General features: G+C 65.8%; 16 protein-coding genes and 1 tRNA gene. 2 read left to right on the top strand and 15 right to left on the bottom strand.

The window, feature by feature from the left end; genetic code table 11:
* Window positions 1–18: 18 nt before the first annotated feature.
* The 10 genes from CFK21_RS12530 to pcnB form a co-directional block, all read right to left on the bottom strand.
* Window positions 19–1,353, bottom strand: coding sequence for an ATP-binding protein (locus tag CFK21_RS12530; RefSeq protein WP_096366974.1), 1,335 nt, complete (start codon window positions 1,351–1,353; stop codon window positions 19–21).
* A 2-nt stretch (window positions 1,354–1,355) separates the two neighbouring features.
* Window positions 1,356–2,018 carry a response regulator transcription factor gene (locus tag CFK21_RS12535; RefSeq protein ID WP_096366975.1) on the bottom strand — a complete coding sequence of 221 codons (663 nt, stop codon included), beginning with the start codon at window positions 2,016–2,018 and terminating at the stop codon, window positions 1,356–1,358.
* A gap of 384 nt (window positions 2,019–2,402) precedes the next feature.
* Window positions 2,403–2,714 (bottom strand): PepSY domain-containing protein, encoded by a 312-nt coding sequence (locus tag CFK21_RS12540; protein ID WP_157745675.1) that lies wholly within the window; start codon window positions 2,712–2,714, stop codon window positions 2,403–2,405.
* Window positions 2,715–2,801: 87 nt separating this feature from the next.
* On the bottom strand, window positions 2,802–3,368 hold the full coding sequence (locus CFK21_RS12545) for a cytochrome b/b6 domain-containing protein (RefSeq protein ID WP_096366977.1): 567 nt from the start codon (window positions 3,366–3,368) through the stop codon (window positions 2,802–2,804).
* 248 nt (window positions 3,369–3,616) lie between these two features.
* Window positions 3,617–3,997: an aspartate 1-decarboxylase gene (gene panD, locus CFK21_RS12550; protein WP_096366978.1), complete on the bottom strand. Its 381-nt coding sequence runs from the start codon at window positions 3,995–3,997 to the stop codon at window positions 3,617–3,619.
* Between the two features lie 67 nt (window positions 3,998–4,064).
* Window positions 4,065–4,928, bottom strand: a complete 864-nt coding sequence (gene panC, locus CFK21_RS12555; protein ID WP_096366979.1) for a pantoate--beta-alanine ligase — start codon at window positions 4,926–4,928, stop codon at window positions 4,065–4,067.
* Between the two features lie 204 nt (window positions 4,929–5,132).
* A complete protein-coding gene (gene panB, locus CFK21_RS12560) occupies window positions 5,133–5,933 on the bottom strand; it encodes a 3-methyl-2-oxobutanoate hydroxymethyltransferase (RefSeq protein WP_096366980.1) in 801 nt (266 codons plus the stop codon).
* Window positions 5,930–6,580, bottom strand: coding sequence for a deoxynucleoside kinase (locus CFK21_RS12565; RefSeq protein ID WP_096366981.1), 651 nt, complete (start codon window positions 6,578–6,580; stop codon window positions 5,930–5,932). The genes panB and CFK21_RS12565 overlap by 4 nt, the downstream gene beginning before the upstream one ends.
* A gap of 32 nt (window positions 6,581–6,612) precedes the next feature.
* The gene (gene folK / locus CFK21_RS12570; protein WP_096366982.1) at window positions 6,613–7,125 is read right to left on the bottom strand and encodes a 2-amino-4-hydroxy-6-hydroxymethyldihydropteridine diphosphokinase; all 513 of its coding nucleotides are present in this window, start codon (window positions 7,123–7,125) and stop codon (window positions 6,613–6,615) included.
* Window positions 7,118–8,413 (bottom strand): polynucleotide adenylyltransferase PcnB, encoded by a 1,296-nt coding sequence (pcnB, locus tag CFK21_RS12575; RefSeq protein ID WP_096366983.1) that lies wholly within the window; start codon window positions 8,411–8,413, stop codon window positions 7,118–7,120. The genes folK and pcnB overlap by 8 nt, the downstream gene beginning before the upstream one ends.
* A gap of 140 nt (window positions 8,414–8,553) precedes the next feature.
* Between pcnB and CFK21_RS12580 the strand changes: the two genes are divergently transcribed.
* Window positions 8,554–8,629 (top strand) — tRNA-Glu (locus CFK21_RS12580).
* Window positions 8,630–8,660: 31 nt separating this feature from the next.
* Here CFK21_RS12580 and CFK21_RS12585 read toward each other — a convergent pair.
* Genes CFK21_RS12585 through CFK21_RS12595 form a run of 3 tightly spaced genes read right to left on the bottom strand, consistent with a single transcriptional unit; the run spans window position 8,661 to window position 9,745 of the window.
* Window positions 8,661–8,993 carry a DUF2173 family protein gene (locus CFK21_RS12585; RefSeq protein WP_096366984.1) on the bottom strand — a complete coding sequence of 111 codons (333 nt, stop codon included), beginning with the start codon at window positions 8,991–8,993 and terminating at the stop codon, window positions 8,661–8,663.
* A gap of 8 nt (window positions 8,994–9,001) precedes the next feature.
* Window positions 9,002–9,340 (bottom strand): DUF2173 family protein, encoded by a 339-nt coding sequence (locus CFK21_RS12590; protein ID WP_231971514.1) that lies wholly within the window; start codon window positions 9,338–9,340, stop codon window positions 9,002–9,004.
* Window positions 9,341–9,388: 48 nt separating this feature from the next.
* Entirely contained in the window at window positions 9,389–9,745 is a 357-nt protein-coding gene (locus CFK21_RS12595; RefSeq protein WP_096366985.1) for a DUF2173 family protein, read from the bottom strand.
* Between the two features lie 142 nt (window positions 9,746–9,887).
* Here CFK21_RS12595 and CFK21_RS12600 point away from each other — a divergent pair, with 142 nt between their 5' ends.
* Window positions 9,888–10,328 (top strand): RDD family protein, encoded by a 441-nt coding sequence (locus CFK21_RS12600; RefSeq protein WP_096366986.1) that lies wholly within the window; start codon window positions 9,888–9,890, stop codon window positions 10,326–10,328.
* 22 nt (window positions 10,329–10,350) lie between these two features.
* Here CFK21_RS12600 and lptG read toward each other — a convergent pair whose 3' ends face one another.
* Window positions 10,351–11,418, bottom strand: a complete 1,068-nt coding sequence (gene lptG / locus CFK21_RS12605) for an LPS export ABC transporter permease LptG (RefSeq protein WP_096366987.1) — start codon at window positions 11,416–11,418, stop codon at window positions 10,351–10,353.
* Window positions 11,415–12,500: an LPS export ABC transporter permease LptF gene (gene lptF, locus CFK21_RS12610; RefSeq protein WP_157745676.1), complete on the bottom strand. Its 1,086-nt coding sequence runs from the start codon at window positions 12,498–12,500 to the stop codon at window positions 11,415–11,417. The genes lptG and lptF overlap by 4 nt, the downstream gene beginning before the upstream one ends.
* Window positions 12,501–12,584 lie beyond the last annotated feature (84 nt).

Consider the following 12,584-nt stretch of genomic DNA (forward strand, 5'->3'; position numbering starts at 1 on the left):
AGTGGATTTCGTGGCGCATTACGCCTGCGGGAATTCCACCTCGACGCTGAAACCACCCAGTTCGGCGGATTGCCCGAACGCCATCCGCCCGCCATAGAGTTCCACCACGTCCGCCGCGATGGCCAGTCCCAGGCCGTGCCCGGCCACGCCCTGCTCGTCGGCGCGCACGCCGCGTTCGCTCAGGTTGGCACGGTGCCCGGCATCCACGCCGGGACCGTCGTCCTCGATTCGCACCCGCAGCCACCCTTCCTGCCGTGCGGCACGCACCCTGACCCGGCCGCGCGCCCATTTGCAGGCGTTGTCCAGCAGGTTGCCGAACAACTCCATCAGATCCTGCGCATCGGCCTGCAGGGTCAGGGAGTCCGCGACCTCGCACTCAATGCGCAGCCCCTTGTCGGCATAGACCTGCCGCACCACCCCGAGCAGGCCGTCGAAGACCGGTCGCAGGGCCAGCCGGGCCGCGCTTGCGGAGCGGCCGGCCAGACGCGCGCGCCGCAACTCGCGCTCCATCAGGGCGCGGATCTGATCCAGCTGCTGCTGCAGCCGCTCGCGCAGCTGCGGGTCCTCCCCGGCGGGCAGGTGATCCAGTTCCTGCTGCAGCCGCGCCAGCGGCGTCTTCAGGGCATGCGCCAGGTTGCCCAGGGCATTGCGCGAGCGCGTCAGCCGTCCCTGCAGCACCTCCAGCAGGCGGTTGATCTGCTGTACCAGCGGATACAGTTCACGTGGCACCCTTTCATCCAGTCGCGCCAGTTCGCCCTGCTGCAGCCGTTCCAGTTCCCGACAGGTCCGGCTGACCGGGGCGAAGCCCAGACGCAGGGCCCGGCGCTGGTAGGCCAGCAGTCCGATCAGCACGGCCAGCCCGAGCAGGGCATAGATCAGCTGCAGCCGGCGGACATTGTCGTGGATGGGCGTCAGGTCCTCGGCCACGGCCAGCAGCAGGTCCCGCTCCCCCTTTATGTAGTGCCGCACCCGCACCAGCAGCAGCTGGTTCCCGGGCCCGCGCTGGCGCAGCAGGACCGCCTGTCCGGCCTCCAGCGCTGGCAGGCTGAGCGCCTGGTCCCACAGCGAACGCGAGCGCAGCACCTGCCCGCCCGACTCGATCTGGAAATAATGGCCGGAGAAGGTCCGGTCATAGATGGGGCTGACGCGCGCGGGCCGCAGCCGCGGCGTCTGGCCGTCCACCGGTGGCCCGAGCGCCACCAGCAGGCCCTGAGCGTCATGCTCCAGTCGGGTGCCGATGTAGTGTTCGGTCAGCAGCCGGAAGCTGTAGCTGGCCGCCAGGCCGAACAGGACATACACCAGCAGCAGGGCCAGTCCCAGACGCAGATTGAGATGCCGCTGGATGGATTCCATGGTCAACGCGCGGGGAAGCAGTAACCCTGGCCGCGGCGGGTTTCAATCAAGTCCGCACCGAGCTTGCTGCGCAGCCGGCGCACGTAGACCTCGATCACGTTGCTGTCCTTGTCCGAGTCATAGTCGTAGACATGCTCGGTCAGTTCGGTCTTGGACAGAATATGATCCGGGTGCAGCATGAAGTAGCGCAGCAGCCGGAACTCGGTGCCGGTCAGCGCATGGGTCGCACCGTCCGGCGTGGTCACCGTCTGGGTCGCCTCGTCCAGGCTCAGACCGTTCACGCTCAGCTGCGCCGCGGCCCGCCCGCTGGCGCGGCGCAGCAATGCGCTCAACCGCGCCTGCAGTTCCTCCACGTGAAAAGGCTTGCCGAGGTAATCGTCGGCCCCGGCCTGGAAACCCTCGACCTTCTCATGCCAGGCATCGCGGGCAGTGAGGATCAGCACCGGCGTATCCAGGCCTTCCCGGCGCCAGCGGCCCAGCACCTCCAGTCCGCTGCGTCCCGGCAGCCCCAGGTCGAGTATCACCGCATCATAGGGCTCTTCCAGGCCCAGGTGCTCGGCGTCGATGCCGTTGTCGCAGTGATCGACGGCATAGCCGGCCGCCTGCAGGTCCTGCCTGAGGCGGCCGGCCAGCGACGCGTCGTCCTCGACCAGCAGCAGGCGCATTAGGGCCTGTTAACACTAATCTCATCGCCTCTGCTGGGGCTGATTTTTCGTCCAGCAAGGCAGAATGAGCGATGTGTAGTCACTCTACATGAGCGAATGATAACGCCGCTGGGCGGGAAATCAGCCCCAGCCCTGCGGGTTGCGCCTGAAAAAACACCACTCGTCGTTGCTCGTACCCACAACACTCGCTGCGCTCGCGGAGCAGACTCTCGCTTATTTGGAATCACCAAACTACCCTCCTCGCGCCTTCATGCCCTATGAGTATTTATGCCCTATGGGTATTTATGCCCTATGGGTATCGATTGGCGCTTTTTCAGGCACAACAGAGACGATGAGATTAGTGTTAACAGGCCCTGGTACTCCTTCAACACGATATTGACGGACTCAGTCGTCATCGAACTCCGGCAGAGGCTCACCGGTCCTGGCATCATAATACATGTCGTATACCCGGCCGTCGTCACGCAGCACCTCCAGTTCGTAAACCCAGATTCCGTCCTCCTTCTCCAGTTCGGCCTCCAGCAGTTGGCCGGTCTGATTGATGCCGGAGCGCTCGAGCACCGTCTGCAGAGGCAGAATCTGCCCCTGTCGTACCAGCTCCCTGATCTCGTCGTGATCATCGGCCAGCGCCGGCCCGCCCCCTGCCAGCAGCAGGCTGATAACCAGGGGAAGTGATGCCTTCTTGATCATATTCGTCATGCTTGCGTACCTCCAGTCAGAGTTGCTCACATCCCTGTGACGGTTGCACTCCCTGGCAGATGGAATTTCGTGGATGTTGTGGCGCATTCAGGGCGCCGGCTTGCGTCCGGTCACCATGGACCGCACCAGGTTCTCGCCGTGCAACAGGCTTTCGACGATCACGCCGGCCACATGCACCGCGACCAGGAACAGGGTGAAGTTGGCGAAGAACTCGTGCACCTCTTCGAACAGATGTCCGGTGCTCTCACTGACGCCGATAAGCATGCCCGCCAGCGGTCCCGCGCCCTCCTCGGCCGCATAGACAGCCAGACCGAAGCCGGTGGTGGCCAGCAGGCTCGCCAGCAGCAGCACGATCATCAGACCACCGGCCGGGTTGTGGCCCAGGTAGCGCCGGGGATGCAGGGTCAGGACTTCCTTAATATAAGTCAGCACCTCATGCGGCCGCTTCACGAAGTCGCCGAAGCGCGCATGGCGGGTGCCGATCAGCCCCCACAGCAGCCGGAAAGCGACCAGTCCCAGCACGGTGTAGCCGGCCAGGGTATGCAGATCCAGCCAGTCGTCCTCGGTCAGATAGGCGGTGAAAAAGGCCAGGACCAGGGTCCAGTGGAACACCCGGACCAGCGGGTCCCAGACCTTGATGGTATCGGATTGCATGATTCAGCCCTCCTGTTTCAGTGGGGCCCAGTATGCGGGGGCTGGCTGAAACCAGGCTGAAAATCGGGTGGGATTGGAGGATTATTCAACGCAGAGGCGCGGAGACGCAGAGATATTGAAATGTTTCTGGAGTGTCGTAGGTTGGGCTGAGCGCAGCGAAGCCCAACCTACAAAAGGATTTCCCTTTGCGTCCTCTGCGCCTTGGCGCCTCTGCGTTGAAAAAAACGCGACCAGGGGACCAGCAAACGTCAGGCGACCTGAACGGGGATGTCGTGGCCGGTGCGGCTGATGCGGTTGTCGGCGTCGAGGTAGATCAGGGTGGGCTTGAAACCGGCGGCCTCGGCCGTGTCCAGGATGGCGTAGGTGCAGATGATCACCCGGTCGCCGGGACCGGCCTTGTGGGCGGCGGCGCCATTGACGGAAATGATCCCCGACCCTTCCTGGGCCCGGATGGCGTAGGTGATGAAGCGCTCGCCGTTGGCCAGGTTGTAGATCTGGATCTGCTCGTACTCGCGGATGCCCGCCGCCTCCAGCAGGGCGGCGTCGATGGCGCAGGAACCCTCGTATTCGAGTTCGGCGTGCGTCACTCGGGCCTGGTGCAGCTTGGATTTGAGCAGGGTCAGGTGCATGGGAATGTAGTGCAGGATTCGTGGGGAAGGGAATTATCGCCCATCCTCCCGAATGGCGCAATCGGCCTCAGGCCCTGTCCGTCCCCGGGGCGGTGCGCAGGTTGTCGATCAGACGGGCCCGGCCCAGCCAGGCCGCGGCCAGCACCACCAGTTCCGCCTCCTCGCGGTCAGGCACGCTCAGGTCCACAGCCCGGCGGATACTGACATAATCGGGGCGGAAGCCGGCAAGTTCGAGTTGTTGCATGCCCTGCTGCTCGAGCGCGGGAAAGTCGCGATCGCCCGCTCCCAGGGCGGCAATCAGCCCCTCCAGGACATGATGCAGCTGCGGAGCGACCTCGCGCTCGGCCGGCGTGAGGTAGGCATTGCGCGAACTCATGGCCAGGCCGTCGGGCTCACGCAACGTGGCGGCGCCCTCAATCCGGATCGGCAGGCTGAGATCGCGCACCAGCCGACGGATGACGATCAGCTGCTGGTAGTCCTTTTCCCCGAACACGGCCAGATCGGGCTGGACCATATTGAACAGCTTGGTCACCACCGTCGCCACGCCGGCGAAGAAGCCCGGTCGGAACCGGCCACAGAGAATGGAACCGACCTCCGGCACCTCGACCCGGGTCATCTCCGCCAGCGGCACCGGGTAGACCTCCTCCACCGGCGGCGCGAACAGCAGATCGGCACCGGCCGCCTCCAGCCGGGCGCGGTCCGCGTCCAGGGTACGCGGGTAGCTGTCGTAGTCCTCGCCGGGCCCGAACTGCATGGGATTGACGAACACGCTGACCACCACGCGATCGGCGTCGCGCCGGGCCTGTTCGACCAGCGACAGGTGCCCGGCATGCAGGTTACCCATGGTGGGTACGAAGCCGATGCGCGCGCCGGTGCCGCGCCAGGCGCGGATCTGTTCCCGCAGCGCTTCTACAGTATTGACTGTTTTCATGCCAGATCGAACCAATCGGTAACCTGTAGGATGGGTGGAGCGAAGCGCAACCCATCGTCGCCCGTGATGCCGATGGGTTGCAGCGCTACGCGCTTCCACCCATCCTACGCACTGTAGGATGGGTGGAGCGAAGCGCAACCCATCCCTCGCCGGACAGCGATGGGTTACGGCGTTCCCGCCTTCACCCATCCTACGGATTCATACCTAGTTGAAACTCTCCGCCGCGGACGGGAACTCGCCCGCCTTCACCGCCTGCACATAGGCCCGCAGTGCGGCCTCGACGGAGCCGGCGCCGGCCAGGAAGTCGCGGCTGAATCGGGGCCGCTTCCCCGGGGTGATGCCGAGCAGGTCGTACAGGACCAGCACCTGACCGTCGCAATGCACGCCGGCTCCGATGCCGATGACCGGGATCTGCAGGGCCTCGCTGACGCGTCGCCCCAGTGCCGCCGGCACCGCCTCCAGGATCAGCAGACCGACACCGGCCCGCTCCAGCGCCTGCGCCTGATTCAGAATGCGTTCGGCGGCTTCGGGCTCGCGCCCCTGCACCCGGTAGCCGCCGGGTTCGCGCACCGACTGGGGCAGCAGCCCCAGATGGCCGCAGACCGGAATGCCGGCCCCGAGCAGGGACTCGATGACCGCCAGCTGCGCCGGCGCCCCGCCCTCCAGCTTGACCATCATCGCCTCCCCGCCCTGAAGCAGCCGGCGGGCATTGGTCAGGGCATGCTCGGGGGTGTCGTAGCTTTTGTAGGGCATATCGACAATACGATAGGCCTGGCGACAGCCGCGGGCCACGCAGGCGGCGTGATAGACCATCTGTTCGACCGTCACCGGCAGGGTGGACGCCTGCCCCTGCACCACCATACCCAGGGAATCGCCGACCAGGGCGATGTCCACATCGGCGGCATCCAGCCAGTGGGCGAAACTGGCATCGTAGGCGGTCAGGCAGGCGATCTTCTCGCCCGCACGCTTCATCGCCTGCAGCTGTTCCAGGGTACGCGTACTCACAGGCTCACCGGCATGGGATTGAAATAATGCCGGCCGCGCCGCACCCGGTGCACCTGCTCCAGCAGCGCCTGGTAGTCCTCGTCGCTGTTGACCAGATCGATGTGCTCGGCGTTGACGATCAGCAGGGGCGCGGCCTCGTAATCATAGAAAAAGCGCATATAACCCTCGGACAGCCGTTCCAGGTAGGCGGCGTCGATGCTGCGCTCGTGCGGCCGGGCACGCTTGTGGATGCGTTTGAGCAGCACCTCCACCGGCGCCTGCAGATAGATCACCAGGTCGGGACTGGGCGCATCCAGGGTGAGATGCGAGTAGACCTGGTCATAGAGCCGGTACTCCTGCTCGTCCAGGGTGAGCTGGGCGAACAGCCGGTCCTTCTCGATCAGAAAGTCCGCCACCCGCACCGGTTGGAACATGTCCGCCTGGCGCAGTGCCTGCATCTGCTGGGCACGCTGCAGCAGGAAGAACAGCTGGGTCGGCAGGGCGCCTTCCCTGGGATTGCGGTAGAAGCGCTCGAGAAAGGGGTTGTCGTCGGCGCCTTCCAGCAGCAGGTCGCAGCCGAAGCTCTCGGCCAGCCGCTGCGCCAGGCTGGTCTTGCCGACGCCGATGGGGCCCTCCACCACAATATAGTCCGGGCGTTGTTCCTGCATGACTCCAGTTCGATATCCAGGGTTGGCGCTCATTATGACAGGCCCGCCCTGCCGATGCAGCGCAGCCCGTCGGCCGGGCAGGCCCGCGCCAGTTCGAGCACGCGCCCGAGTCCCGGCACCACCAGTTCCGGGGCGACCTCGGCCAGCGGATGCAGCACGAAGGCACGCTGGCGCAGCCCGGGATGCGGCACGCTCAGGCGTGCGGTTTCCAGTTGCAGGTCAGCGTAGAGCAGCAGATCCAGGTCCAGGGTCCGCGGTCCCCAGCGCTCCCCGGTGCGTACCCGGCCGTGGGCCTGTTCGATCGCCTGCAGAGCATCCAGCAGCGCCTCCGGCGCCAGCGTGGTGAGCAGGCCGGCCACGGCGTTGACATACTCGGGCTGGTCGGGCGGTCCCATGGGTGGACTGGCATAGAGGCTGGATGCGTGCAGCAGGTAGGTCGCCTCGATGGCGTCGAGCTCATCCAGGGCACGGCTGACCTGCGCCACCGGGTCGTCGAGATTGCTGCCGAGGCCGATCCAGGCGGTCGCGGTATCGATCTCACCCATGCTCGGATCTGGGCTTGCGCCGCCGCGGCCGGCGGCGTTTGCGCGGGCGACCTGCGGTCACCCGCTCGGCGCGCGCCTCCGGCGCCTGCGTCTGGATCTCGGTCCACCAGTCGCACAGTTCCTGCTCCACCTCGCCGGCGGCGCACCGCAGCAGCAGAAAGTCATAGGCGGCGCGAAAGCGCGGATGCTCCAGCAGTTGCAGGGCCCGGCGGCCCTGGCGGCGCTGGAACCGCGGCTGCAGCGACCAGATCTCGCGCATCGGCAGACTGAACCGCTTGGGGATGGAAACATGCCGTGCCTGCTGCGTGACCACCCGCGCGCCGCCGATCTGGATCGCCTGGATCTCGCTCATGTCGGGCTGGTCCGGGTCGGGCATCTCGCGGCGCATCGGCTCCCACAGCAGGGCGGCGAACATGAAGGCCGGCGTCACCGGTTTGCCCTCGGCCACCCGGGCATCGGTATTGGCCAGGGCATGACTGATCAGGGTGTGGGGAAAGTGATTCTCCTCCTCGGCCAGCACCGCCTCGGTCAGCGGGAACAGGGGCTCGAACAGGTGATAGTGACGCAGCATTTCGAAGGTATTGAGCGCCACCCCGCCGTGGAACAGCTTGAGCACCTCCTCGTAGAGGCGCGCCGGGGCGATATCGTGCAGCAGGGGGGCCAGTCGGGGGATCAGCGCCTGCAGTTCGGGGTCCAGGGTGAAGCCGAGCTTGGCGGCAAAGCGCACCGCACGCAGCATGCGCACCGGGTCTTCGCGAAAGCGCGCCTCCGGATCGCCGATGATGCGCAGCCGGCCGGCCTCCAGATCCTCCATGCCGCCGACATAATCGCGGATGCTGAAGTCGCTGATATCGTAATACAGGGCATTGACGGTGAAATCACGCCGCCACGCGTCCTCTTCGATGCTGCCGTAGACATTGTCGCGCAGCAGCCGCCCGGCATCGTTGACCTGGGTCTCGTCGTCCTCGTCCGGATCGGAAGCGGCACGGAAGGTCGCCACCTCGATCACCTCGCGCCCGAACAGCACATGGGCCAGGCGGAAACGGCGACCGATCAGGCGACAGTTGCGGAACTGCTGGCGGATCTGCTCCGGGGTGGCATCCGTGGCGACATCGAAATCCTTGGGCTCGCGGCCCAGCAGCAGGTCGCGCACCCCGCCGCCGACCAGGCAGGCCCGGAACCCGGCCTGGTTCAGCCGGTTGAGCACCTTGAGGGCGTTGGGGCTGATCAGGGAGCGCGAGATCCCGTGTTCCGGACGCGGGATGATATTGAGTGACTGAGCGCTGATAGTGGATGGATCCTTCTAAATCGAATGCAACCGGCCGGGGCCTGTCCGGCACGCACGACCCGACAGCGGTGATTGTTTCCCCGCCGACTCTGCGTATAATACACCACCTGCGTCCTGCCCCGCAGGATGCGGACAACGTCGCTCCCTTCGTCTAGTGGCCTAGGACACCGGCCTCTCACGCCGGTAACAGGGGTTCGAGTCCCCTAGGGAGCGCCAATCACCCCGCCCCGCGGCCGGTCCAACAGGCCTAGTAGCTCGCGGCCTCGTTGAGTTCCTGCATCACCTCGTTGACCGAGCCTTCCGCCGTGTCCAGCAGACAGACCAGGTTGCCCACGCTGCACACCGTGCCCTGCGCGGCGCGCACGATCCAGCCGCGCGGCGGCGTCCAGCCGCGCATCTGGGTGAACATCGACAGCTGATCGGCATTGCCCTGCACGATGCGTTTGTACTCCAGCGCGAAGCGCGCCAGGTGTTCCATCTGCGGCTGATCCAGCAGGCCGTAGCCTTCCACGAAGGCGCCGTCATCGCGGAACTGGCAGATGGCGTTGACCCCGTCCAGCGCAAGTAATCGCTTGAGCATGCCCCCCCCTACGCCGACAGGGCGTCAAAGGCCGCCTCGTAATCGGCCTGATCGTTCTGCAGCACCACACCGCAGTTGCCGCGGGCGACCGCCGACCAGTCGAAGCCGATCATGGTGAAGCCCTCGATGGGATAGAAGCCGGACTGGCCGGTCGTCTTCTCCCAGCCTCTGGCCTGCATGGTGGCGATGGCGGTATTGGCCACCAGCACATGGGCCAGCAGATCCAGCACCTCGGCATCCAGATTGCTGCCTTCGGCAATATTGTGCTCAGCCAGTTCGCCGCGGTCATTGAAACAAAAGGCGGCCAGGGCGCCGTTGAGCTGCATCAGTTTGCTCAGATCGTTCATGCCTTCCCCTCGCATATTATTGGTTTGTGTCCGGCAATCAGACAGCGATCAGATGAGATCGTCCGTGGCATCAGCCAGCGCGTCACTCATGTGACTCATAACTTCATTTAGCGATCCGCTGGTGTTATCCATGAAACAGAAGACGTTGTAGAGCACGCAGACCGTGAAACGCGGCCCCTTGACCACCCAGCCACGGGAAGGGTCAACGCCGGTATTGGCACGAAAACTCGCCAGGATGTCGGTCTGCATGTGCACGCCCATGGTGGTGGCCCGGCACATGATCGAGGCCATACGGGCGTATTCCTCGGTCAGCTGGCCCTTGTAGGAGAAGCGGTCACCGCGATAGGAATATTCACCCGCAGCGATAACGCCCGGCATCTCGGCCAGATCGGCTACCAGAGACATGTCACCTCCCTCTCGCTATCGTTGTAATTGTTTATCGTGTTTGTATCTCTCTGTTTACACAAAAACGCGGGAGGTGTCACGGTTGCGATGCAACGGGGGTTCTGCTAACAATGTATCCTTTGTCTGATCCGCTAAAGCCCGCATGCACCCCGTCGATGCCGATCTCCCTCGCGCCGGCCTCCTGCGTCGCCTCGCCGCCATCCTGTATGACAGCCTGCTGGCAGGCGCCGTGCTGTTCCTGGCCGCCGCGCTGGTACTGCCGCTGACCGGCGGCGAGGCGGTCGCGGCCGGCAACCCGCTGTTCACGGCCTATCTGTTCCTGGTGCTGTTCCTGTTTTTCGCCTGGTTCTGGATCCACGGCGGTCAGACGCTGGGTATGCGTGCCTGGCGACTGCGGGTGCAGACCCGGGACGGTCGCCCCATCAGCTGGGGTCAGGCCATGCTGCGTTACCTGATGGCCTGGGTGTCATTGCTGGCCGCTGGAGCGGGCTACCTGTGGCTGCTGCTGGATCGTGAGCGCGGCACCTGGCACGACCGTTTCTCGGAAACCGTGATCGTCGTCCTGCCGAAGAAGCGCCGATGAATCGGCCCGGCCCGCCCGCCACTCACCCGCCCACGCGCCGCAACTGGATCGCCCCCCAGAGCAGAAACAACAGCGGCGGCGCCAGCACGCTCAGCAGCGGCGGCAGACCGTAGACCTGCCCGGTATGGCTCAGGGTCTGGGTCAGCAGGTAATACCCCAGCCCCACCAGCACCCCGATCAGCAGCCGCTGTCCGGCGCCCCGATCCCGCAAGGGACCGAACACGAAAGGCACGGCGAGAAACAGCATCACCAGCGAGGTGAAGGGTGCAACCAGCCGTTGCCACAGCGCCAGTTCGTAGCGGGCGGTCTCCAGTGCGTTCTGACGCCGGTATTCGACGTAGCGATACAGATCGCGCGCGGACAGGCTGCCGGGCTCGATCATGACGACGTTCAGCAGCGCCGGATCGAGCAGTGTCTCCAGCTGCAGCCGACTGTCCTGCACCAGCTGCAGCCGCCCTTCCCCGATACGACCGCCGGTCACGCCCTGCAGATGCCAGCGGCCGTCGACATGCTCGGCCGCGCGGGCACGATAGGCCGATGCCAGCCGGCCGTCTTCACCCAGCTGGAATACCTCGAGGCTGCCCAGGCGGCCATCGGGATGCACCTCACGAATGCGGATGAAGAGGTTGCCGTCCCGGGCCCAGAAGCCGTAGGGACTGAAATGGGTGATGCGCTGGCTCTGGGCCTGGCTGCGCTGCTGCTGCGCCAGCTGCTCGGCGGCCGGCGCAACCCATTCACCAATCCCGCCGGCCAGCACCAGCAACACCAGGCCGGCCTTGATCACGCCCACCAGGATCCGCCCCACCGAAACGCCCGCGGCACGGATCGCCACCAACTCATGCCCGGCGGCCAGATTGCCCAGTCCCAGCAGGGTGCCGAGCAGGGCCGCCATCGGAAACAGTTCATGGATGCGCCCGGGCACGCTCAGCCCCAGGTAGATCAGCACGTCGCCCAGACCATAGCTGCCGCGGCCGATGTCCTGGATCTCGTTGATGAAACCGAAGAAGAGGTCGATCGCCAGCAGCACCAGCAGAGCCAACAGGCTGGCGAGGATCACCACCCGCCCGAGATAGCGATCCAGCACCTTCATGCCGGCGGTCTCCGCGGCAGGCGCGGCCGCATCTGTCGGAACAGCCACCCCGCCGCGGCCAGCGGCAGCAGGTGCACCCACCACAGGCCGATCAGCCCCGGCAGCTGGCCCTTCTCCAGCCACATCCGGGCCGTGCCCAGCAGGTTGTAATAGATGATGAACAGCAGAATGGCGAGAAACAGCCGGGCATAGCGCCCCTGCCGGGGGCTGGTGCGGCTGAGCGGCACGGCCAGGATCAGCAGCACCACCACGGCCAGCGGCAGGGCAATGCGCCAGTGCAGTTCGGCCAGCTCCCGCGGGCCGCCGCCGGCCAGCAGTTCACGGGTCGGCACCGCGTCCTGCTTGAGGCGGACCTCGGGCCGGGCGTCCTGATCCATGCGGATGCCGTGGTGTTCGAATTCCAGCACCCGGAACACCGGATCCCCGGGAAACCCTTGGTAGCGCTGCCCCTCCTCCAGCACCAGGTAGCGCACGCCGCTGTCCGGGTCGCGTACGGGCCGGGCCCGTTCGGCAGTCACCAGCATGGGGGGGTCGGTCTGCAGATTGCGCACGAACACCTGCCTGAGATGACTGGCATCGGGCGCCACCTCGCGGGCATAGATGACGATGCGCCCGCCACGCGCCTCCTGGAAGCGCCCGGCGCTGACCGCCTCGATGGTGGCCCGGTGTTCGGCATCGGCCTCGACCCGGTAGCCCAGTTCCGCCGTGCGCGGCACCACCAGCAGGGTGAGCAGCAGCAGTATGCCGGCCACCAGCCCGGCCAGCACCAGCAGCGGGCGGTACAGCCGGCGGTAACCCACCCCGCAGGCCGCCAGCGCGGCCATCTCACTGTCCCGGTACAAGCGACCCAGGGCGAGCACCACGCCGAGATAGAGCGACAGCGGCACCAGGGTGGCGAGATAGGCCACTGATTTCAGCCCGATCAGGGTGAGGATCATACTGCCGGCCAGTTCGCCGGCCGCCGCTTCGCCCAGGTAGCGCACCAGGCGGTTGGTGACCACGATGGCCCACAACACCAGCATCACCGCCAGCCAGTTGGCAATGACCTCCTTGAGCAGATAGCGATCGAGGACTGACAGCATCGGGCGGTTTCGGGAAGGGCGGACCGGGAGCCCGACGGGCCCCATGCCCCCGGTGTAAATTCACATCGCTTCCAGTAGACTGGT

Origin of the sequence: Thiohalobacter thiocyanaticus (assembly GCF_002356355.1) — a bacterium.
Classification (GTDB): domain Bacteria; phylum Pseudomonadota; class Gammaproteobacteria; order Thiohalobacterales; family Thiohalobacteraceae; genus Thiohalobacter; species Thiohalobacter thiocyanaticus_A.